The sequence below is a fragment of the Dyella terrae genome, from assembly GCF_004322705.1.
GTDB classification, from domain to species: domain Bacteria; phylum Pseudomonadota; class Gammaproteobacteria; order Xanthomonadales; family Rhodanobacteraceae; genus Dyella_D; species Dyella_D terrae.
The window spans coordinates 2,135,847-2,158,139 of the sequence record NZ_SIZZ01000001.1; the positions used below are offsets into that span (position 1 = coordinate 2,135,847).

The 22,293-nt window shown below is 63.9% G+C and carries 16 protein-coding genes; 10 read left to right on the plus strand and 6 right to left on the minus strand.

Annotated elements, in window-relative coordinates; genetic code table 11:
• Positions 1-279: 279 nt before the first annotated feature.
• Together EYV96_RS09505 and EYV96_RS09510 are read right to left on the minus strand one after the other, a co-directional pair.
• A complete protein-coding gene (locus EYV96_RS09505; protein ID WP_131151178.1) occupies positions 280-879 on the minus strand; it encodes a hypothetical protein in 600 nt (199 codons plus the stop codon).
• Complete coding sequence (locus EYV96_RS09510) at positions 876-1,478, minus strand: DUF4398 domain-containing protein (RefSeq protein ID WP_131151179.1); 603 nt, start codon at positions 1,476-1,478, stop codon at positions 876-878. The genes EYV96_RS09505 and EYV96_RS09510 overlap by 4 nt, the downstream gene beginning before the upstream one ends.
• 84 nt (positions 1,479-1,562) lie before the next feature.
• Between EYV96_RS09510 and EYV96_RS09515 the strand changes: the two genes are divergently transcribed.
• Entirely contained in the window at positions 1,563-2,678 is a 1,116-nt protein-coding gene (locus EYV96_RS09515) for a PilT/PilU family type 4a pilus ATPase (protein WP_165488639.1), read from the plus strand.
• A gap of 74 nt (positions 2,679-2,752) precedes the next feature.
• Here EYV96_RS09515 and EYV96_RS09520 read toward each other — a convergent pair whose 3' ends face one another.
• Positions 2,753-3,067, minus strand: a complete 315-nt coding sequence (locus tag EYV96_RS09520) for a 2OG-Fe(II) oxygenase (RefSeq protein ID WP_205746121.1) — start codon at positions 3,065-3,067, stop codon at positions 2,753-2,755.
• 59 nt (positions 3,068-3,126) lie between these two features.
• Positions 3,127-3,792 (minus strand): maleylacetoacetate isomerase, encoded by a 666-nt coding sequence (gene maiA / locus EYV96_RS09525; protein WP_131151181.1) that lies wholly within the window; start codon positions 3,790-3,792, stop codon positions 3,127-3,129.
• A 137-nt stretch (positions 3,793-3,929) separates the two neighbouring features.
• Here maiA and EYV96_RS09530 point away from each other — a divergent pair, with 137 nt between their 5' ends.
• Both EYV96_RS09530 and EYV96_RS09535 read left to right on the plus strand, forming a co-directional pair.
• Positions 3,930-5,108 carry a phosphoglycerate kinase gene (locus EYV96_RS09530; protein WP_131151182.1) on the plus strand — a complete coding sequence of 393 codons (1,179 nt, stop codon included), beginning with the start codon at positions 3,930-3,932 and terminating at the stop codon, positions 5,106-5,108.
• Complete coding sequence (locus EYV96_RS09535) at positions 5,108-5,740, plus strand: HAD hydrolase-like protein (protein ID WP_131151183.1); 633 nt, start codon at positions 5,108-5,110, stop codon at positions 5,738-5,740. Before EYV96_RS09530 ends, EYV96_RS09535 begins: the two co-directional genes overlap by 1 nt.
• Positions 5,741-5,813: 73 nt before the next feature.
• On the opposite strand, the gene tkt is transcribed toward EYV96_RS09535, so the two are convergent.
• Entirely contained in the window at positions 5,814-7,823 is a 2,010-nt protein-coding gene (gene tkt, locus EYV96_RS09540) for a transketolase (protein ID WP_131151184.1), read from the minus strand.
• Between the two features lie 292 nt (positions 7,824-8,115).
• Between tkt and EYV96_RS09545 the strand changes: the two genes are divergently transcribed.
• The 3 genes from EYV96_RS09545 to EYV96_RS09555 all read left to right on the plus strand — a co-directional run bounded on the left by EYV96_RS09545 (position 8,116) and on the right by EYV96_RS09555 (position 10,499).
• Positions 8,116-8,853: an outer membrane protein gene (locus EYV96_RS09545; RefSeq protein WP_131151185.1), complete on the plus strand. Its 738-nt coding sequence runs from the start codon at positions 8,116-8,118 to the stop codon at positions 8,851-8,853.
• 222 nt (positions 8,854-9,075) lie between these two features.
• Complete coding sequence (locus tag EYV96_RS09550) at positions 9,076-9,666, plus strand: porin family protein (protein ID WP_205746122.1); 591 nt, start codon at positions 9,076-9,078, stop codon at positions 9,664-9,666.
• A gap of 194 nt (positions 9,667-9,860) precedes the next feature.
• A complete protein-coding gene (locus EYV96_RS09555) occupies positions 9,861-10,499 on the plus strand; it encodes a glutathione S-transferase family protein (protein ID WP_131151186.1) in 639 nt (212 codons plus the stop codon).
• A 42-nt stretch (positions 10,500-10,541) separates the two neighbouring features.
• On the opposite strand, the gene EYV96_RS09560 is transcribed toward EYV96_RS09555, so the two are convergent.
• Complete coding sequence (locus EYV96_RS09560; protein WP_165488640.1) at positions 10,542-15,485, minus strand: IPT/TIG domain-containing protein; 4,944 nt, start codon at positions 15,483-15,485, stop codon at positions 10,542-10,544.
• Between the two features lie 669 nt (positions 15,486-16,154).
• Here EYV96_RS09560 and EYV96_RS09565 point away from each other — a divergent pair.
• From EYV96_RS09565 to EYV96_RS09580, 4 genes are all read left to right on the plus strand, one after another.
• Complete coding sequence (locus EYV96_RS09565; RefSeq protein ID WP_240732390.1) at positions 16,155-16,847, plus strand: hypothetical protein; 693 nt, start codon at positions 16,155-16,157, stop codon at positions 16,845-16,847.
• A 248-nt stretch (positions 16,848-17,095) separates the two neighbouring features.
• On the plus strand, positions 17,096-17,845 hold the full coding sequence (locus EYV96_RS09570; RefSeq protein ID WP_131151188.1) for a hypothetical protein: 750 nt from the start codon (positions 17,096-17,098) through the stop codon (positions 17,843-17,845).
• Positions 17,846-18,027: 182 nt separating this feature from the next.
• Positions 18,028-20,307, plus strand: a complete 2,280-nt coding sequence (locus EYV96_RS09575; RefSeq protein ID WP_240732391.1) for a TonB-dependent receptor — start codon at positions 18,028-18,030, stop codon at positions 20,305-20,307.
• Between the two features lie 28 nt (positions 20,308-20,335).
• Positions 20,336-22,285, plus strand: coding sequence for a serine hydrolase (locus EYV96_RS09580; protein ID WP_131151189.1), 1,950 nt, complete (start codon positions 20,336-20,338; stop codon positions 22,283-22,285).
• The last annotated feature ends 8 nt before the right edge of the window (positions 22,286-22,293 follow it).

A 22,293-nucleotide genomic window follows, 5' to 3' on the forward strand; every position in this document is an offset into this window, starting at 1 on the left:
GCATGATTCAGGTCAGTGACCCATGGAGCGGAGATGCCCCATGGGTATCTGACCCTACTCCGCGTTTTCGGGGTCCGCAAGCACCTGCGGCAAACCGTTATCTGGCACGGTTTTTCATCGGCAACTACCGTCGCGGCAGCTAATTTTCACGCGTGCCGATGCGCGTGTTTGCGCGAGGACAACGAAAGCTCAACGCATCGCTAACGACTGTCGGAACGCCAACGAAAACGCCCGGCGCAGAACGCACCGGGCGTGCTCGTCGATGCATGAAAAGCAGGCTTACTTGCCGCCCGAATCCTGCATCTGGTTACGCAGTGCACGCGCTGCCTGCGTGGCGGCATCGGCCTGCTTGCGCGCGGCGCTGGCGGCCTTGGCCTGCGCGGCGGCGAGCTTCCTGGCCTGCTCGGCCTGGGCCTGCGCCTGCTGGGCCTGCTGCGCGGCGGCGGCACCCTCGGCCTGGAGGCGGGCTGCCTCTTCCTGGGCCATCTGGTACTGCATGCGCTGGCGTTCCAGTTCACGCCGGGCCGCTTCCGCCTCGCGGCGGCTGCCATCGAGCTGGATCTGGTCGTGCTCGCGATCCAGCTGGTTGATCTTCAGCTGGGCGTCCTGCAGCTGGGCGGCAGCCTTGGCCAGGTCGACGCGTCTTTCTGCGACGTAAAGCGCGTGCGGACGTTCCTTGGAACGTGCCTGGGCCAGGCGGGCAATGGCATCGCGGGCGCGGGCCTGCTCGCCCTGGGCGTAGTTGCCGAGAGTGGGGTCGCGGGACAGCTGATCCAGGCTGTTGTTCAGCCGGGCGATGTCCAGGTCGTCCTTGGCATGGGCACTACCCACGGCGGCCAGGGCGAGGACCAGGGCGGAGAGCGTCAAGCGGATCTTCATGGGTTGCCCCCCTGGTCATGCTGTTGCGGCTGTTGCTGGGGCTGCGGCAGGGTCTCGAAGCCCTGGCCTTGCGGCAGGGGCTGGAGGGCCGAGGACGACGGCGCCGGCATGTCCAGCGTCTGCTGCTGCGGCGGCAGGCCATTCTGCTGGTCCTGGGCCTGCTGGGCGGCTTGCTGGGCCTGCTGCTCCTGCTGGTTCAGGGTTTCCTCGATCTGCTCGCGCAGCTGGTTGTTGGCGTCGGTCTTGGCCTGGATCTGGGCGCGGGCGGCACCCAGGCGGGCCTTGGCGCGCGCCAGTTCGGCGTCCGCCTGGGCTTCTTCGGCGAGGCTGGCGGCCACGTCGTAGTCACGGCTGGCCATGGCCGACTGGGCCTGCTGGAACTTGTTCTGGGCAAAACCCAGGTCCACCGGCGCGTAGTCGGCGGCACCCGCATCACGGGCGGCCTGGAGCTGGGTCTGGGCCTGATTCATGGCCGTATCGGGCGGGGGCACGCTGGCGCAACCGCCAAGCGAGCCCAGGACCAGGGCCAGTACCAGGGTGGAAACCGCCTTGCGGGCGCCTTGTGAACGCCCGTTTGACGGGAAAAAGATGTGCACCATCACTCATTCCTCTAAGAGTGTCGCAGCGTATTGTGGGCGGGCATAATCCACTATTGCAACGCGCACAATTTTCAGGGGACACGAGTGGACATTGGTTACTTCCTCAAGCTCATGGTGGACAAGGGCGCGTCGGATATGTTCCTGACGACCGGTGCCCCCGTGAACATCAAGGTCGAGGGCAAGCTGTACCCGCTGGGCAATACCGGCCTGCCGGGCGGTATGGTCAAGAAAATCGCCTACTCCCTGATGGACGAGGGCCAGGTGCCGCAGTTCGAACGCGACCTGGAACTCAACATGGCCCTGGCCGTGAAGGAAGCCGGCCGCTTCCGCATCAACGTGTTCAAGCAGCGCGGCGAAGTGGGCATGGTGATCCGCGCGATCAAGAGCGAGATCCCCAGCATCGACCAGCTGCAGCTGCCGGGCATCTTCCGCGAGCTGATCATGGAGCCGCGCGGCCTGATCCTGGTCGTCGGCGCCACCGGCTCGGGCAAGTCCACCACCCTGGCCGCGATGATCGACCATCGCAACAACCACTCTTCGGGCCACATCCTCACCATCGAGGACCCGATCGAGTACCTGCACCGCCACAAGAAATCCATCGTCAACCAGCGCGAAGTCGGCCTAGACACGCACAGCTATCACGAGGCGTTGAAGAACGCGATGCGTGAGGCGCCGGACGTGATCATGATCGGCGAAATCCGCGACACCGACACCATGGAAGCGGCTATCGCGTTCTCCGAAACCGGCCACCTCTGCCTGGCGACGCTGCACTCGAACAACGCCGACCAGACCCTGGAACGCATCCTCAACTTCTTCCCGGAATCGGCCCACAAGAACGTGCTGATGAACCTGGCCCTGAACCTGCGCGCGGTGATCAGCCAGCGCCTGGTGATCGGCAAGGACGGCCGCCGCCTGCCGGCAACGGAAGTGCTGCTCAACACCCCCTTCATCCGCGACATGATCCGCCGTGGCCAGATCCACGAAGTGAAGGAGGCCATGGACCGCAGCCTGCAGGAAGGCATGCAGACCTTCGACCAGTCGCTGTACCGCCTCTACAAGGAAGGTCGCATCGAGCTGGAAGAAGCGCTCAGCAAAGCCGACTCGCGCGACGGCCTGGCGCTCAAGGTGCGCCTGTCCGAAGGCGGCGGCTCGGAGAGCTCGGAGTTGGTGGGCAGCGATCCGTACGGGCTGGGTTTCTAAAACCCGTCGCTACCGAAAACGAAGGGCGCCACACGAAAGTGTCGCGCCCTTTCTTTTTGCCCTGCGCTGACGATTCACGCGGCCGGCTTCACCGCGCCTTTCGCGCCCCTGACCCACCCGAAACTCAGCACCCAGCGCGTGCCTTCTTCGATGCGCGTGACACTGTGCGTTTCACGGTCCGGACGAAACAGCTTGATGCGGCGGCTGATGAAAATCGGACGCTCACAGACGAATTCACCGCCGCGCTTCGCCGGTCGCAGAATGATATTGAGCCGGAAATGTCGCCCGCGCTCCACGCGGTCCACATGCGGCGGCACGGTGGTTCCCGCCGGAAACCGCAGCAGATAGCAGTCACACGGCAACGGCCACAGGCTGCCGGCGAGCAGCATCTTGTCGTAGCCCGTGCCCTGCCGGCCTCGTTGCCAGCGCCAGAGATTGCGCCACATGATCAGTGAGACGGCGGCGCGTCAGGCTGCGCTTCCGGCGAGGCCTGCGCAAACGCATCCAACGCGTTGCAGGCATCGACAACCCGCTGGATTGTCGGAAACGCATCCATCGGCAGCTTCCAGCGCGTGGCGTTGTAGTACTGCGGCACCAGGCAGGCGTCGGCCAGCGAGGGCGTGTCGCCGTGGCAGAAGCGACCGGTTTGCGCACTGCTGGCCAGCATGGTTTCCAGCGCCTTGAAGCCTTCGCCGATCCAGTGGCGCGACCATTCACCCTTCACCGCGTCATCGGCGTTGAAATGGCTGCCCAGGTACTGCAGCACGCGCAGGTTGCCGATCGGATGGATATCGCAGGCAACCAGTTGCGCCAGCGCCCTCACGCGCGCACGGCCGCCCGCATCGTTCGGCAACAGCGGCGAGGCAGGAAAGGCGTCGTCCAGGTATTCCATGATCGCCATGGACTGGGTCAGCACCTGGTCGCCGTGGATCAGGCACGGCACCAGTTCCTGCGGATTGAGCGCGCGGTAGCGATCGGAATGCTGTTCGCCACCATCCTTCACCAGGTGCACGGCGCGCGATTCGTACGCAAGCCCCTTGAGATTCAAGGCGATGCGCACGCGATAGGCCGCGCTGGAGCGCCAGTAGCCGTACAGAACCAGATCAGCCGTCATACCGGAGAACCCATGGTTTGCCTGTGGAGACGCCAAGCATAGCGCCGGGCGCGGTTTGCATCGCCGTCAGGGGGGCGGGACAATAGGCGATTCGCGCCTCGTGGCGTCGTCTTGTATCCAAACCAAGGAGTTATGCCGTGTCCGTCACCCGCATGAGCGATCTTGATCTGCGCGGCAAGCGCGTGCTGATCCGCGAAGACCTGAACGTGCCGATCGAAAACGGCAAGATCACGTCCACGCAGCGCCTGGACGCGGCCCTGCCGACGATCAAGACCGCTCGCGACGCCGGTGCACGCGTGATGGTGATCTCCCACCTGGGTCGCCCGAAGGAAGGCCAGTTCGACGAAGAGTCCTCGCTGGCGCCGGTTGCCAAGTGGCTCGGCGACAAGCTTGGCACCTCGGTCCGTCTGGTGCGCGACTACCTCGACGGCGTCGACGTCGCCGAAGGCGAAGTGGTGGTGCTCGAAAATTGCCGCATGAACGTCGGCGAGGGCAAGGACGACGAGTCGCTGTCGAAGAAGTACGCCGCCCTGTGCGACATCTTCGTCATGGACGCCTTCGGCACCGCGCATCGCGCGCAGGCGTCCACGCATGGCGTCATCAAATTCGCCCCGATCGCCGCCGCCGGTCCGCTGCTGTCGGCCGAGCTGGACGCGCTGGGCAAGGCACTGGAGCATCCGGCCAAGCCGCTGCTCGCCATCGTCGCCGGCTCCAAGGTGTCGACCAAGCTCACCCTGCTCGAAAACCTCATCGGCAAGGTCGACCAGCTGATCGTCGGCGGCGGCATCGCCAACACCTTCATCAAGGCAGCCGGCCATGGCGTCGGCAATTCGCTGTACGAACCCGACCTCCTCGATGCCGCCAAGAAGGTGATGGCCGATGCGCGACGTCGCGGCGCCGACGTGCCGATGCCGGTCGACGTGGTGGTCGCGCCGGAGTTCTCCGCGCATGCGCCGGCGACGGTCAAGCCGGTGGATCAGGTCAAAGATGGCGAGATGATCCTCGACATCGGCCCGGCTACCGCGCAGATGTACGCCGAGCTGATCGCCAAGGCCGGCACGGTTGTGTGGAACGGCCCCGTCGGCGTGTTCGAATTCGACGCCTTCGGCAAGGGCACGGAGACCCTGGCGCGCGCCGTCGCGGCGTCCAAAGCGTTCTCCATTGCCGGCGGTGGCGACACCCTGGCCGCCGTCGACAAGTACGGCATCGACAAGGACGTGTCCTACATTTCCACCGGTGGCGGCGCTTTCCTCGAATTCCTCGAAGGCAAGGAGCTGCCGGCGGTTGCCGCCCTCAAAGCACGTGCAGGTAAGTAATGCTCTGTCTGTTTGACCTCGATGGCACCCTGATCGACTCCGAAGAAGGCATCGTCGCCTGCGTGCGACATGCCTTCGACCGCCTCGGCGTGGCCGCGCCCGCCGAGCTGCGTCACTGGATCGGCCCACCGCTGCGCCACAGCTTCGCGCCCTTCCTCGACCACGACCACGAACGCGTGGAAGCGGCCGTGGAGTACTACCACGAGCGTTTCCACACCCTGGGCTGGCGCGAACACAGCGTCTATCCGGATATCGAGGAGACGATCATCCGGCTGAAGGCCGCCGGCCACGAGCTCGCCGTCGTCACCAGCAAGCCGGAACGCCACGCGCGGCCCATCGTGGAGAACCTCCCGTTCGGCAAGGCCTTCAGTCGCCTGTACGGGCCAGATCCGCTGAGCCCGCACAGCGAAAAGGCTACGATGATTGCAGCGGCCATCGCGGATTTCGGCGCGGCGCGCGAATACACGGCGATGATCGGTGATCGTCACTTCGACATCGATGGCGCCGTCGCCAATGGCATTCGCGGCGTCGGCGTGTTGTGGGGATTCGGTGATCGCGCCGAGCTGGAGAAGGCGGGCGCGCATGCGCTGGCCAAGCAGCCACTGGACCTGGTCGGCATGCTGGCCGCCTGAGGCCATCCGCTTGCACAAAGCATAAAAAAAGCCGCGGTCAGTGCCGCGGCTTTTTTTGTTCCCGCGCGTTCGATCAGCCGACCGTGCGCTTCACCGCATCCACCACATGCGACACGGTGAAACCGAAGTAGTCGAATAGCTTCGACGCCGGCGCCGAGGCACCGAACGTGGTCATGCCGATCACTTCGCCGTCCAGGCCGACGTACTTGCGCCAGAAGTCGGACGTCGCCGCTTCCACCGCCACGCGCGCACGACACCAGCCCGGCAGGATGCCTTCGCGGTATTCCAGCGGCTGTGCGTCGAACACTTCCGTGCACGGCATCGACACCACGCGCACCGGGATGTCCTGCTGCGCCAGCGTGCGGGCCGCTTCCATCGCCAGCTCCACTTCCGAGCCGGTGGCGATCAGGATGGCCTTGAACTTGGTGTCCTGCGGGTCGGACAGCACGTACGCGCCGCGCTGGATGTCAGCGACCTGCTGGGCAGTGCGCTGCTGGTGCTTGAGGTTCTGACGCGAGAACACCAGGCACGCCGGGTTGCCCTTGCGCTCGATCGCCACCTTCCAGGACACGGCCGATTCCACGGCATCGCAGGGACGCCACACCTGGTTGTTCGGGATGTAGCGCAGGCTGGCCAGATGCTCGACCGGCTGATGCGTCGGGCCGTCTTCGCCCAGACCGATGGAGTCATGCGTGTAGACGTGGATGGCGTGCGCCGGGATCAGCGCGCTCATGCGCACGGCGTTGCGCGCGTAATCAGAGAACACCAGGAACGTCGCGTCGTACGGAATGAACCCGCCATGCAGCGCGATGCCATTGGCTATGGCGCTCATGCCGAACTCGCGCACACCGTAGTAAAGGTAATTGCCCTTGCCGTCCGAGCTGTTGCCCGTGCCAGCGTCCAGGCTGCCCTTCCACTTGGTGAGGTTGGAGCCGGCCAGATCCGCCGAGCCACCGATCAGTTCCGGCAGCAGCGGGCCGAAGGCATCGAGCGTCATCTGCGAGGCCTTGCGGCTGGCGACTTCCGGGCCTTCTGCCTGCAGCTTGTCGACAAAGGCCTGCGACTTCTCGGCCCAGTCGGCCGGCAGGTCGCCTGCGACGCGACGCTTGAACTCAGCCGCCAGTTCCGGATGCGCGGCGGCGTAAGCGTCGAACTTCGCGTTCCACGCCTGCTCGGCCACTTCGCCCTTGGTGCGGTGATCCCACGCGGCGTAGATCTCCTGCGGAATCACGAACGGGTCGTGGCGCCAGTCCAGCGCATCGCGCGTGGCGGCGATTTCCGACTTGCCCAGCGCGGCACCGTGGCTCTCTTCCTTGCCCTGCTTGTTCGGCGCGCCGAAACCGATGATGGTGCGCGCGCAGATCAGCGTGGGCTTATCGCCCTGCGCCACCGCAGCGGCAATCGCCTTCTTCACGGCCTCCGGGTCATGGCCGTCGACGTGCGGGATGACGTTCCAGCCATAGGCCTCGAAACGCTTGGCGGTGTCGTCGGTGAACCAGCCGTGCACTTCGCCATCGATCGAAATGCCGTTGTCGTCATACACGGCAACGAGCTTGCCCAGCTTCCACGTGCCGGCCAGCGAGGCGGCTTCGTGCGAGATGCCCTCCATCAGGCAGCCGTCGCCAAGGAACACGTAGGTGTGGTGATCGACGATCTCGTGGCCCGGGCGGTTGAAGTGCGCTGCCAGCACCTTCTCGGCGAGCGCGAAACCGACGGCATTGGCCACGCCCTGGCCCAGCGGACCGGTGGTCGTCTCGACGCCGGGGGTTTCGCTGGCTTCCGGATGACCGGCCGTGTGCGAGTGCAGCTGACGGAAGCGCTTGAGCTGATCCATCGGCAGGTCGAAGCCGGTCAGGTGCAGCAGTGCGTACTGCAGCATCGAGCCGTGGCCGTTCGACAGCACGAAACGATCACGGTTGAACCACTTCGGGTTGCCCGGGTTGAAGGCAAGGAAGTCGTTCCACAGCACTTCGGCGATGTCGGCCATGCCCATGGGCATGCCGGGGTGGCCGGAATTGGCTGCCTCGACGGCGTCCATGGCGAGGGCGCGGACGGCGTTCGCGAGTTCGCGACGGGTGGTCATTGCGGGGGTTCTCCGGGAAGGCGGGGCGACGAAAAGTGGCCATTGTCGCCGATCGCCGGCCCACTGTCGCCCAAGGATTTTCGCTGGCGACTCGTCCGATATGAGACCAAGCCCCAGCTCGCCTGTGCGTAAACCCTTAATTCCGCCTTAATTTTTTGGCAAGAGATACGGAAACCCTTCAGGCCCGCGCCGCTCTAATCGCTGAGGTAAGGCTTAGAAGCCCTACGCCGACCGCGATCGCCTTTCCCCCATTCCGGCTCGCGTGTCGTCCATGCACAAGAGGAGTATTCCCATGAACAAGTCTCTACTTGCCCTCGCTTTTGCTGCCGCCGGTGTGGCGGCTCTGCCGGCTTTTGCGCAGGACGCTTCCTCCACCCCGTCGGGTGGCAATGGCAACTATCAGTCGAGCCAGCCGGTCGGTAGCGGCAACTGGTTCATCGGCGCCAATGTCGGCCGTACCAACGGTTCGGATACCGGCGGCTTCGGCAGCAACGCTGCCGGCTTCAATTTCTTCAAGGGTGAACAGGGCCGTCGCACCGGTTACGGCGTTCTCGGCGGCTATCGCTGGAAGGCCGGCCAGGACCTGGGCCTGGGCCTTGAGGTCGGCTACACCGATCTGGGCAACTACCGCGTCAAGAACGTCTTCAACTCCGGCGACGTGAACCAGAAGACCACCGAAGACGCGCTTCGCGGCTGGCTGGCCGGCGTGAACGGCCGTATCAATCTCACCCCGGGCTGGTATCTGAGCGCCCGCGGCGGCGCGTTCTGGGCCAATGACAACAACGACAAGTACTACAACAGCGTCGGCCAGGACCTGGGCTTCAGCAGTGGCGGCAACTCGGGCCGCGCCAGCTGGTACGCCGGTGTCGGCACCGGCTGGGACATCAACGAGCGCTTTGGCCTGGGCCTGCAGTACGACTACTTCCACGCCAACGCCGGCAAGATCAAGAACAACGAGACCGGCGAAACGCAGCCGGGCCTGAAGCGTTCGACCGGCCTGGTGTCGCTCAACGCCGAATACCGCTTCTGATCGTCTGGCCCTGGCTCGTTCGAGCCCACCTTAAGCCGCGGCGCCCCTGCGTCGCGGCTTAATGGTTTCTTAATAGTGTACTTGTCGGTATTGAATCTTCTTACCGAAACCTCATCTAAGCATCACCGGACCGAAACATTCCCCGTTCGACCGGAAACCAAGGCGGAGTTTTCCCCATCCCCTCCGCCAGACGCACCCGTAGTGCATAACAGGAGAATCTCCATGAAGAAGTCGCTACTTGCCCTCGCCCTTGCCGCCGCCGGCCTGGCCGTCGTCCCTGCCGCCTTCGCGCAGAACGCCCCGGACAACGGTGGTTGGTTCATCAACGGCAATGTGGGTCGTACCTCGATCGACAAGGGCCCGTATGACGACAGCGACACCGGCTACGCCATCAATGGTGGCTACCGCTGGGCGATCACCCCGCGTTTCGCGCTGGGTGCGGAAGTCGGCTACAACGACCTGGGCAACATCCACGTCAAGAACATCTTCAACAGCAACGACGTCGTCGATAAGGGCAAGTCGCAGCTGCACGGCTGGACCGCCGGCGCCAATGCCCGCTTCAACATCGATCCGCAGTGGTACATCAGCGGTCGTGCGGGTCTGTACAGCTGGAAGGGCCACGGCCTGAGCAATGACGTCAACCCGGTCCGCAAGAGCCTGGATGACACCAGCTGGTACGGTGGCGTTGGCTTCGGCTACAACTTCACCAACAACGTCAGCGTCGGTCTGAACTACGACTACTTCGACGCGAAGAAGAACCACGTCGACCTGAGCACCGACATGGTCTCGGTCAGCGCGGAATACCGCTTCTGATCTGACGATTCACCCGTTGAAGGAAAAAGGGCGCTTCAAGGCGCCCTTTTTCTTGGGCAGATTTCAGACATATCTGTACGGATATCGCCCTTGGCATCACGCCATGTGGACTAGACTCAAAGAGCCGTCGCAAGCCACGCCGCGTGCGCCCGGTTTCCTGCGCGGATCGACTTGAGCAGCACATGGAGGTCAGCATGGCCAAACTGGTTCTCACCACGTTCGACTGGGTCCCCGACATGCCGCGGGGTTATGTGCGCGACCTGCGCATTCGCTGGGCACTCGAAGAAGCGGGGCTGCCCTACAGCGTCGAAAGCACCTCATTCAAAAGCCGTGGCGCGGAGCACTTCGCGCACCAACCGTTCGGACAGGTCCCCTGGCTGACCCATGGCGAGATCTCGCTGTTCGAAAGCGGCGCCATCCTGCACTACCTCGGCCACCTGGGCGAAGGCCTGCTTCCTCGCGACGACGACATGCGGCTCACCGCCATCGAGTGGCTGTTTGCCGCCCTCAACTCCGTGGAAATGGCGAGCTTGCCGTGGTCGCTGTTCGTGTTTTCCGGCGACGACAGCGCATCGCCCATGCGCAAGCAGTTCGATGCTTTCGTGCACTCGCGCCTGCAGCACCTCGAGCCCATCCTCGCCAAACGCGAGTGGATGGCCGGCACCTTCTCGGTGGCGGACATCGCCATGGCCGACGTCCTGCGCCTGCTTGATCGCTTCGGCGCGCTTGCCGATTACGCCGCGGCACGCACCTATCTTGATCGCGCCACCGCGCGGCCGGCTTTCAGGAAAGCCCTCGCCGACCAGATGGCGCATTTCGCCGCCGCCGACTGAACGCCCCAAAAGAAACGGGGCCCGAAGGCCCCGTCCCCAGGTTCAGGGATCGAACCGTTTTTCCACGCCCAGCAGAATCGACTGGTTCTCGCGCGAATTGTTTTCGATCAGGTTCTGGTACTCGAAGCGAATCAGCCAACCCTTCAGCGTCTGCAGCTGAATGCCCGCACCGAGCATGGTGCGATGGCTCGACTGGCCGGTCAGCGAGGCCTGGTACAACGGCCCGCTGAGCAGATCCGCGTAGCGCATGTTCGCCACGCCGGAACCCTGGAAGTCATGCTGGAACTCCGCACGCAAGGTCGGCAGCCACATGCCGTACCCGGACTTGATCGTCCACTCGGCACGCACGCCCAGGTTGCCCGTCGTGGTCTTGACCGACTGGCGTTCGATGCTCAGCGCGTTCTGCCCCGATGCCTGTTCCGTATAGCCGTCCAATTGGGCATGCGCCATATCCAGGCGCGCATACGGGGACAGCGTCCAGGTCTCCTTGCGCTGCTCATAACCCAGCGCGATCGAACCAAACCACTGCTTGCCATCGCGACTGCCGGTCGCGCGACTACCATCGCTGGTGACATAGCGACGCGAGTCGAACGACAGCCACTGGTAACCCAGCAAGCCGTCCACGTAGACGTTGGCCGTCGGGCGATAGCTGGCGTAGAACGCAAGGTTGTAGCTGTCCGTCGTGCTGCGGCTGTCGTGCTTGCCGATATCCGACACGTCATGGCCATAGCCGACACCCGCGCCCACGGCGAGCTGGTCGTTGATGCGCTTGTCCGCACCCACGCTCAGGCCCGAGGTCGAGAAATCGATGCCGTTGTCACTGGTACCCGGCTGGCTCTTGCCGAAATTCAGCGCGCCGCCCGTCCACACCGTGATGCCGCCCGGCAGGCTGCCCTTGTCCGTCGCACTACTTACCGGCGTGCCCGACGGTTCGTTCGGGTCGACCAGGTAGCGACGCGACCACGTGTCATCACCCGTGCCACGCAAGCCCTGCATGGGGTCGCGATTCTGGCGGCTGGCCGAACTCAGCGTGATGCCATTGCTGAACCCGCTCGCATCAGCGCCGCTGTGCAGACGCTCCAGGCGCTGCTGGAAGTTGGTGATCTGACCCTGCGCCATGCGACGCGTGGAGTTCACCTGCGCATTGAGCACGCCCAGCACTTCGGCATCCTTCGAAGGATCCACGCGTGCCGTCACCGTGACAGAAACGACGCCCGGCTCCGACGTCGCATACGCATTGGACAGCGTGTAGCTCAGCTGCGCGACGCCACTAAAACCAGAAGACGCGATGAAGTTGAGCTTGTACGCACCGGCACTGCCCGAAACCGTCGCCGTACCCGCATTGTTCGGCGACACCGACACAAGGTTGGCCGCCGTGAACGGACCGCCATGCGCGGTCGACGTCAGGTCCACCTGCGTCGACGCGCCAGCCAGCACCTGCGCGTTCAGTGACGGCGCCATCGGCACGGGGTTAACCGTGATCGTGGCGTGCGCCGGCAGCGATGTGCCGAACGGGTTGCTCAGCGTGTAATCGAACATGACCTCACCCGACGCGTCGATGGCCGGCGTATACGCGATATCCGTACCGGTGATCGTCAGCACGCCCGTGGCCGGCGGCGTTGCCACGTTCGCCCCGGTGAACGGACCACCCGTCGCACCTTGCGCCGCATGCAGCGTTACCGTCTTGCCGGCAAGCACCGACACGGTGATCGGCTGCACCACCGGCACGGCGAGCGGCGTCACGGAAATGGTCACCGTGGCCTGGTTGGAGGTGCCGCCCGGGCCGCTGGCCGTGTACGTGAAGCTGTCCGTCCCAAAGAAATTCGTCGCGGGCGCGTACTCCACATTCAGACCATGCACCGTCGCCGTGCCATGAGCAGGCGCCTTGCCGATGTCGATGCTCGTCAACGGACCGGTATCGTTATTCGTCACCGAAATCATCACGACGTTGTTTGCCGGCGTCGTTGCCGTGTCATCGACAACCACCGGCCTGGGCTGGTTGATACCTACGGAGAACGGCAGCGAACCCTTGAAGTTGAGCGAGTCTGTCGCCGTCACCGTGAAATTGAAGGTGCCTGCCGCCGTCGGCGTGCCTGAGACGACACCCGCCGTGGACAGGGTGACGCCAGCGGGTAGCGCGCCGCTCGTCACGGCGTACGTGTAGCTCCCAACGCCACCAGATGCGGACATCTGGCCGCTGAATGCCTCGCCCACCTGCCCGTTGGACAACGTTGATGCGCTGAGGTCAATCGTCGGCGGGTCGATGACCAGGCTTACGTTCCATGACGCCGTCTGCCCGGCCTGATCCATCACCTTCACGGTGATCGGGAACGTGCCGGCCTGGGTCGGCGTGCCGGAAAGCATGCCCGACGGTGACAAGGTGATGCCATTGGGCAGCGTGCCGGACACCGTGAAGTCGTATGGCGGGGCGCCGTTTGCCGCGACGATCGTCTGATTGTACGTACCCGGAATTCGTCCCGATGGCAGCGACGTGGTGACGAAAGAAACTGCACCGCCAGGGACCACAACGCTGAAGGTCTGAGAGACGGTCGGCGCGGGGAGGAATGCCGTGTTACCGCTCTGATCGGCATTGATCGTGCAGGATCCGGGCGCCGTGAGCAGCAGTGAATTCCCCGAGGTCAGCTTGCAGATGTTCGGCGTCGCACTGGTGAACAGCACCGGGTCACCCGAATCGGCCGTCGCACTCAACGTCACCGTCGCGCCGAAGTTCTGCGGGCCCGGATTGGCGAAGGTGATCGACTGCGGCCCTTTCGGCGTCACCGCTGGCGATGCTCCCGATGGCGCGCTCGCGCCGATGGCATTGATGGCCTTCACCGTAAACGTGTATGCCGTGCCGTTCGTAAGACCCGTGACCGTGATGGGCGACGACGCGCCCGAACCGGTAATGCCACCGTTCGCCGTCACCTCATAACCGGTGATCGTCGAGCCGCCATCGCTCACGGGCGGCGTGAAGTACACGATCGCGTTCTTGTCCCCTGCCGTCACCGAACCGACGACCGGTGAGCCCGGGATCTGGAGATAGCTGAATTGCACATTCCCCGGCAGGCTGGTGCCATCGCTGCCGCTGACCGTGATGTCGACGGTGCTGCCCAGGGTGCCGGCCGGCGCGAAGGCCGTCACGGATGTCGAGCTACCCGCGGTAACGTTGGTAGCGGCGACGGTGCCGAATTTGACCGCGGTGACGTTGCCCAGGTTTGTACCGGTAATTGTGACTTGCGTACCGCCCGCTGCCGGCCCCGCCGCCGGGGAGATGCCGGTGACGGTGGGCGCAGAGGAGTACGTGAAAACGTTCGACCCGCCATTCCCGTTCGTCCCGCCAGCCGTCGTCACCTTGACGTTGGTCGCCCCGGCGGCGTTGGCCGGTGTCATGGCACTGATCTGCGTGTCGCTGTCGACCGAGTAGGAGCTGGCAGCCGCGCCGCCGAACGTCAGCGATGTCACACCAGAAAAACCGGTGCCCGTAATCGTCACCCTCGTGCCGCCGAACACCGGCCCGCTGGTCGGCGACATGCCCGTGATGGTCGGTGCGGAGACAAAGGTGAAGTGATCGCTTGCGTTTGCTGCACTCGTACCGCTTGGCGTCGTAACGCGCACGTCCACCGTACCGGTTCCGGCAGGCGAAGTCGCCGTTATCGAGGTTGCGGAAAGGGTGGTAAAGGACGTTGCCGACGTTCCACCAAACGTGACGTCGGTAACGCCGCTGAAGTTGGTACCCGTGATGGTCACCGATGTTCCGCCAGCCGTGGGGCCGGCAGTCGGCCCAATGCCCGTCACCGTCGGCGCCGGGATATACGTGAACTGATCTGCCGCACTGGTGGCGCTCGTCCCGCCCGTCGTGGTCACGCGGACATCGACCGTTCCGCTGCCTGCAGGCGACGTCGCTGTGATGCTTGTTGCGCTGACCACCGTGATGCCCGTCGCGGCCACGCCACCGAAGGTCACCGCCGTCGCGCCACTGAAGTTGGTGCCGGTGATCGTCACCGGCGTACCGCCCGCAGGCGCGCCCGAGGTCGGACTGATCGACACGACCGTTGGCGCGGCAACGTAAGTGAATTGATCGCTCGCGCTCGTCGTACTGGTGCCACCCGACGTGGTGACGGTAATGTCGAGGGTGCCGGCGCCGTGCGCGGGATTGGTTGCCGTGATCTGCGTGTCGTTGTTTACCGTGTATCCCGTCGCGCTCGTTGCGCCAAAGGTGACGGCGGTCGCGTTCAAAAATCCCGTTCCATTAATGATGACCGTCGTACCACCGGCGGTCGGCCCCGCCGTGGGAGAGACGGACGCGATCACAGGCGGGTTCACGTAGGTGTAGGACGTCGTGGCTGAGGAGAACGCGTTGGTCACCGTCACCGGCACTACGCCCACCGCCATCGCCGGCGTGGTCACCTGGATCTGCGTCGGACTGTCGATCGTGAAAGTGCTGAGCACGCCTCCGATCTGGACACTCTCCGTGCTGGCAAGGCTGATGCCCGTGATGGTGATCTTCGAGCCGCCCGCAATCGGGCCCGAGGCAGGAGAGATGCCAGAGATCGTCGGCGCGGGGGTCGTCACCCCGATCACCACCGGCGCATCTGTCCTGAGATCGTTGTTCTGGTCGACAAAGAGCTGGATCCCTTCGACGCTGGGCTGTCCGCCTACCAGGGTGATCCTGTAGATCGGGTCACCCTCGGGATCGGAGAAGCCGGTCAGGGTGAACTGGTACTGGTTACCCTTGGAAGTCCCAACCGTGAACTGGGAACCTATCGCCGGATTGAGGTTTTCCCCCATCGAAGCACCGAGGCCGTTTCCGGATAGGTCACAGGTCATATCCAGCGCGACACCGGCCTGCACGTCACCCACCTTCGAAAACGACAGCCCGGTCGGGCATGCTGCCCAGGCGCGCCCTGGCATCGCACAGGCAAGCAACAACATCGCCAGCGAAGCCGTGGCAATGCGAAGCTTCCGGCGTGGTGGCGTCGCTGCCACGGATGCGACGTCTGGCCTGGGTGCCTGACCCTTTCCAAACACACGCCCCAGCCAATCCCGACCACGGCACAGGGCCGTCCGGATGCGATAAACCATCATTGGTAATCCCCTGTTCCTGTTGACGCACCGATGACCGCCCAGCGAGCGGCATCGGTTTGCTGCTTGTTTGCACCACCGCATGATCTTACGAAGCGGGCGATAAGAGGTAGTGCGCAAAAGATGGCGACATCTGGTCACGCGAATGCGAGACCGGGGCGGTCGGCGGCGATGACCGGGACCCGCGATCGCAGTTTATGACTGCAAACCATGCGCGTCACTTATAGACGCCACGCAAATCGCCATGGTAGGTTTTTACGCAAGGGGGAAATCATGGTTATTTTTTGCGCCGCTCAGGCAGCGGCAGCGGGCGCGTGTGCCTCACACATGCGCGCGCCGCCGCATCGTGTCGCCGTCACGTCACTGCAGGTCCGTCCCAGTCACCGCGGACCTTCGCGCGACTCGCAGGATTTGCTCCAGGCCCGTCCGCCACATCGTTAGCGAAGGCCTCCGTACCCATCGTTCAAATCCCGAACTGCGCCTGGAATGGCGCGGCCTCGCGGCGCATGGCGTCTGAACGTTTGTTCGTGTCTGCCAAGGCAGGCTTATATAAAACCAGGGGAGATTCCAGGAATGAAATACCGCATTGGATCGTTTCTAGTCGCAGTGGCGGCCTTGATGAGCGGCTGCGCCGTTGCTCCACAACGCCCCATCGCTTTTGCCGCGCCGTCGGGCACCACCCAGGCCGAAAAGGTCGGCATCGCCATGACCGCCCTGCCCAAGGTCGACACATCACTCCCGGGCGCGGGTTGCCTGTTGTGCATGGCGGCGGCTTCGCTGGCCAATGAGAAGCTGACGTCGTATGCCCATTCGCTTCCCGCCGAAGGCCTTCCCCACTTGAAGAACGACGTGGCCGACCTGCTGCGCAAGCAGGGCGTCAATGTCGTCGTTATCGATGAACCCCTTGTCGTGGACAAGCTTCCCAAAGCCACGGCCAAGGGTGACGACATCCCGAGAAAGGACTATTCGTCGCTGCGCACGAAATACAGCATCGACCACCTGATCGTCATCGATATCCAGCAAATAGGATTCGAGCGGACCTATGCCGACTATTTCCCCACCAGTGATCCCAAAGGTGCAGTCACCGGCGTTGGCTATGAAGTGAATCTCGGCACCAATACCTACGAGTGGTATTCGCCACTGTCGATCCGCATCAGCACCGATGGCAAGTGGGATGAGCCGCCGATGTTCCCCGGCCTTACCAATGCCTACTACCAGGCGCTGGAAACCAGCAAGGACGACCTGCTCAAGCCCTTCCGGGGCTGAGAGGTCACGCGTCTTCCCGCAGGGTCGGATCGACCGATCCTGCGGGATCCCAACGCTTCCATAGGGACATGCACCCAATGAATCGCCATTCGCCCTGGCTCGCTGGCCTGACCCTGGCCCTGCTCGCGGCCCTTCCTTCAAGCACCACAGCGACCCAGGCGGCCGCCGCCGTCGCTCCCGTTCCGGCCGGCGCCGACCTTCACTGGTCGCTCCAGTTGCCACCCCGTGAGGATGTCCTCTATCGCGGCTTGGCGAACTTCGACCAGGCCGGCGTGGAGCAAAACGGCTTCCTGTACCCCGCCCCCAACGTCCCGGTCGCCCTGGTCGCCATGCTGACTCGTGGCTCACTATTGAGTTCCAGCAAAGAAAAACAGAAGAGAGAGATCCAGGCCGAAGCCAACAAGGTGCTGGAGCCTTTTGCCTCGCTCCTTTCCGAATTTCACGCCAGCGATCTTCTGCGCAGGAGTCTTGTGCTTTCGGCTTCAGGGGCAGGCGTCGATCTGGTCAAAAGCGGAGATCACCCGCAATCGTGGTTGATGCTCGTCGCGCCGGTGTACTCGATGACGCAGGACCGCAGCGCCATGGTGCTCGACAACCTTGTCGCCATTTACGCGCCAGGCGAGTCGAAAACGCCCAGCTACCACAACACGATTCGCGTCGTGGGCGAAACGAAAACGGCACCCGAACTCACGCAGTTCTGGTCCGACCAACAGGGCGAAGCGCTGCGAGAAGAAAGCGCACAGTTGCTCGCCATCTCGCTCGACGTTGCGCTTGCTGATGCCACGGGCAAATCCGAAGGTTCCGCATTCAAGACCATTCGATACGTTGAAGGCAGCGAACAACATTTCGAGCGCGGGCGGCCACTGACAGAACAATGCGGCCGAATGCTTTTGCCCACGCTGAGAGGTTCGCTCATGTCGGTCATGCTCAAACCCGACATCGATGCAACGCCAGTGCATTGTGAAAGCCGCACCCGGGACGAAAGCCGTTCGGGTTAGCCAGCCCTTCGAAAACGGGACCCAACCACCGGGGGCGTCTGACGCCCCCTTTTTTGTGCGCCGCGACACGCGGATGGACTGCCGAAAGGTCGCCAATGTTACTTTTTGACCATTGACACGTTTCTGTTATTTCGTTATCACCTACAGCAACGGGATGACCCGGTTCACGTGGGGGACGTGTCTTGGAAAAGTTCAGTACGCCATTCAGTCGTCGCCGCCTCTGTTTCGCTATCGCGATGGGGCTGGCCGTACCGCTTTGCAGTCACGCCGAGGTGCCGGGAGAAAACCCAGCCGCCGCCCCGGATCAGGCGCAGGCAAACGCAAAGTCCAAGACGTCTGACACGACGGATCTGGGCACCGTCATCGTCACGGCCAACAAGCGCGAGGAGCGCTTGCAGGACGTGCCGATGGCCGTGTCGGTGCTCAGCGAAACCACGCTCGATCGCCAGAGCGCGAACAGCTTCGCCGACTACGCCACCCAGATGCCGGGCCTCAACACCATTTCCTCGGGCCAGGGCTGGACGCAGCTGGTGCTGCGCGGCATCACCTCCGGCAGCCACCAGCCCAACGCCACCGTCGGCACCTACATCGACGACGCGCCTTACGGCTCCAGCACCATTTACGCCGCCGGCAGCATGCTGACGCCCGACATCGATCCCAACGACATCGAGCACATCGAGGTGCTGCGCGGCCCGCAGGGCACGCTGTATGGCTCGAACACGCTGGGCGGCCTTGTTAAGTTCGTAACAACCGCGCCGGATACCACGCAGGCAAGCGGCCGCCTCGGCTTTGAAACCAACTCGGTCACCAGCGGCGGCGACGGCTACAACGCCCATGCCACCTTCAACGTGCCACTGGTCGAAAACAAGCTGGCCCTGCGCGTGAATGCGTACACCCGCACCGACCCGGGCTACATCGACAACGTCAACACCGGCGAGAAGGAAGTCAACGAAGCCAAGGTGCGCGGCGGTCGCGCGCAGTTGCTGTGGACGCCGACGGAAAAGACCTCGGTGCGTTTCTCGGCGCTGGCACAGAACCTCAGCAGCGATGGCCTCGCCAACGGCGGCATCGACATCGATCCGAACACCATGAAGCCAGTCTACGGCTGGGACAAGCAGTACCGCGCCTCCAGCACCGGCATGTTCAAGGTGAAATACCGCCTGTACGACCTGTCGATCAAGTCGGACTTCGACTGGGCCACGCTCTATTCGACGACGAGCTACGGCACGCTGCGGATGAACGAAACGCTGGACATGACCAGCCTGTTCGGTCCGTTGCTCAACGGCATCTTCGGGATCGAAAACGGTGGTTATGCCGAAGTGCAGCCGATCTCGCTCAACAAGGTCACGCAGGAGTTCCGCCTGCAATCGCCGGAAAACCAGCCGTGGGCGTGGCGCGCCGGCGTGTTCTTCACGCGCGAAAGCACGGTCGACGAGCAACACATCACCAGCTTCGACGCCAGCACGGGGGCGCCGATCGCCCTGCCAACGCTGGGCAACGTCTCGCTCGGCCCGGCCATCTTCAAGGAGTATGCCGGCTACGCCGACCTCACCTGGCATGCCACCGACAAGCTCAGCATCCTGGTCGGCGCGCGCTACAGCAGTGACCAGACCACGTACACGCAGTCGAACGACGGCCTGCTCATCGGCAATGCCACTTTCACCACGCGAAGCAGCGACCACCCGGTCACCTTCCTGCTCAACCCCAGCTACAAGTTCAGCGACGACCTGATGGCCTACGTGCGCATCGCCTCCGGCTTCCGCCCGGGCGGCGCCAACGTGGGTGTACCCCCAGGCCTGGGTGCACCGCTGACGTTCGATCCGGACAAGCTGGTGAACTACGAAGCCGGCCTGAAGGCACTCATGCTCGATCACCGCATGGAGGTCGAGCTCAGCGCCTTCTACATCGACTGGTCGAAGGTGCAGCTCACCACCACGGCCGGCGGCATCAGCTTCCTGAGCAACGGCGGCAAGGCCGTCAGCCAGGGCCTGGAAGCAAGCTGGCGCTATAACGCTGCGCGCGGTCTGACCCTGTGGGCTAACGCCACGTACAACGACGCCAAGCTCGCGCAGGACAACCCGCCCGGCAGCGTGTACGGCCTCGACGGCGACCCCCTGCCCTACGTGCCGAAGTGGAACGCGAACATCGGCGCTGACTACAACTTCCCCATGGGCAGTTGGTCAGGTTTCTTCGGCGGCAACTTCAGCTACATCGGCCGTCGCGCCGCGGAGTTCAACACCGAGCCATCGCCACGCTTCTACCTGCCCAGCTACAACAACATCAACATCTACGCCGGTGCCAACGTCGGCAACTGGACGATCAAGCTCTACGCCAAGAACCTGGCCAACAAGCGCGGCATCACGTCGGTGTGGCCGGAAACGCAGAGCTCCATCGCCAGTCCGTTCAACGCCACCGTACAAACGCCTCGCACCATCGGCATATCGGCCAGCGTGGATTTCTGATCCACGCGACGCCCAGCGGAGATTCACCATGCAACGACACTTTCGGCGCTTCGCGGCGCTGCTGCTGGGCCTTGGCCTGGCGTCGGGCGCCAGCGCGCAGTCGACCGAACCAGCCAGCTCGCCACAGCTGACGCCTGCGGACCTCGGCGCCTTCTTCGACGGGGCCATGCCCTTCGCCTTGCGGCGAAGCGATATCGCCGGCGGTGTCGTGATCGTGGTGAAGAACGACCGGGTGCTGTTCGCCAAGGGCTATGGCTACGCCGACCTTGGCGAGCGCATTCCGGTATCGCCCGACCGCACGCTCTTCCGTCCCGGCTCGACGTCGAAGCTGTTCACGTGGACTGCCGTGATGCAGCTGGTCGAGCAAGGCAAGCTGCAACTGGATCGCGACGTCAACGCGTATCTGGATTTCAGGATTCCGGAGCGTGACGGACGCCCGATCACCTTGCGGGACCTGCTGACCCACACGCCGGGCTTCGAAGACAGCGCACGCGGCCTGATGCCTGCGTCGACCGACGACGTCGACCTGGAGCGCTATCTCAAGCAACACATCCCCGCACGCATTTTCCCGGCGGGCGAACTTGTCGCTTATTCGAACTATGGCTGCGGGCTGGCCGGCTATATCGTGCAGCGCGTCTCGGGCGAGCGCTTCGAGAGCTACATCGCGCAGCACATCCTGCAGCCGCTGGGCATGAGCCATGCGACGTTTGCGCAGCCGCTGCCGTCAACCCTCGCGCCTCTGATGTCAAAGGGCTATCTGACGGCCTCCGATGGGAAGCCTCAACCTTTCGAGGCCGTCGACCCGGCACCCGCCGGCGCCCTGAGCGCCACGGCTACCGACATGTCGCGCTTCATGATGGCGATGCTGCAAGGCGGACAACTCGGTGACGCCCGAATTCTCACATCCGATACGGTTGCTGACATGTTCAAGGAGCACTACGTATCCGCGCCCGGCGTGCCGGGTTACGGGCTGGGCTTCTATCGGGAAGACCGCAACGGACTGACCATCGCCGGGCATGGCGGCGATACGGTGCTGTTCCATAGCGACCTGCACCTGCTGCCCGAACAGGGCGTCGGCATCTTCATATCCTTCAACAGCGCAGGCAGTCCGGACGCTGGCGGCACGCGCATGGTGCGCGCGGCAATCTTCCACGACTTCCTTGATCGCTATTTCCCGACGCAGACGCCACGCGACCCGCCATACAGCGGCGCCTCGGATTCAAGCAAAGTCACCGGCTTCTACGGCATGACCCGTCGCAACGACAGCGCCCTGCGCTTGCTGTCACTGTTGTCCCAGTTTCATGTTGCCGCCGAACCCGATGGCACCCTCACCGTAGCGCCTCTGCTCAGTGACGATGCAGGCAAGCCGCTTCACTGGAAACAGATCGCACCGCTCCAGTATCGACAGGTGAACGGTACGGATCGCCTGGTGTTCGTGCCCGACGACCATGGCGCCATTCGCTACTTCACCACCGATTACTTGCCCGCCATCACGGTTTTCCAACGCATTCCCGCGTCGCGCAGCATGGGCGCTGTCGGCCCGTGGCTGGGTCTCTCGGTCGTCACGGTACTCATCGCCGTACTGTGCTGGTTCATCGCACCATTCGTACGGCGCCACTACCGTACGAAGCTCGATCTCGTCCCCGCGACCCGTATTTCGCGGCGCTGGTCGCGCATGGGCGCGTTGTTCCTCCTCGCCACGATGCTTGGCTGGTTCGCCCTGGTCGCCGCCATGGGCGCGAACGTGAAGCTGCTGCTGCACGGCACCGCTGCGCCCTGGATGACGTTCCTCTACGTGCTCGGCTGCGCGGCCTTGCTTGGCGTCATCGCGATCGTCGTCCATGCAGCGCGCCAGTGGCGTGACCGTGCGCGCAGCCGCCTGGTGCGGGTGGGCGACACATGGCTTGCCCTGGCAGCGATCTATCTCGGCTGGTTCCTCGTGGTCTTCGGGCTGGTCAGCTTCAACACGCACTTTTGAGGAACGCC

Coding starts and splice junctions, on each gene's coding strand:
- EYV96_RS09510 (WP_131151179.1), bottom strand. CDS start 1,478: ATGGTGCACATCTTTTTCCCGTCAAACGGGCGTTCACAAGGCGCCCGC.
- EYV96_RS09545 (WP_131151185.1), top strand. CDS start 8,116: ATGAACAAGTCTCTACTTGCCCTCGCTTTTGCTGCCGCCGGTGTGGCG.
- maiA (WP_131151181.1), bottom strand. CDS start 3,792: ATGACGGCTGATCTGGTTCTGTACGGCTACTGGCGCTCCAGCGCGGCC.
- EYV96_RS09550 (WP_205746122.1), top strand. CDS start 9,076: ATGAAGAAGTCGCTACTTGCCCTCGCCCTTGCCGCCGCCGGCCTGGCC.
- EYV96_RS09555 (WP_131151186.1), top strand. CDS start 9,861: ATGGCCAAACTGGTTCTCACCACGTTCGACTGGGTCCCCGACATGCCG.
- EYV96_RS09505 (WP_131151178.1), bottom strand. CDS start 879: ATGAAGATCCGCTTGACGCTCTCCGCCCTGGTCCTCGCCCTGGCCGCC.
- EYV96_RS09520 (WP_205746121.1), bottom strand. CDS start 3,067: ATGCTGCTCGCCGGCAGCCTGTGGCCGTTGCCGTGTGACTGCTATCTG.
- tkt (WP_131151184.1), bottom strand. CDS start 7,823: ATGACCACCCGTCGCGAACTCGCGAACGCCGTCCGCGCCCTCGCCATG.
- EYV96_RS09565 (WP_240732390.1), top strand. CDS start 16,155: ATGAAATACCGCATTGGATCGTTTCTAGTCGCAGTGGCGGCCTTGATG.
- EYV96_RS09535 (WP_131151183.1), top strand. CDS start 5,108: ATGCTCTGTCTGTTTGACCTCGATGGCACCCTGATCGACTCCGAAGAA.
- EYV96_RS09580 (WP_131151189.1), top strand. CDS start 20,336: ATGCAACGACACTTTCGGCGCTTCGCGGCGCTGCTGCTGGGCCTTGGC.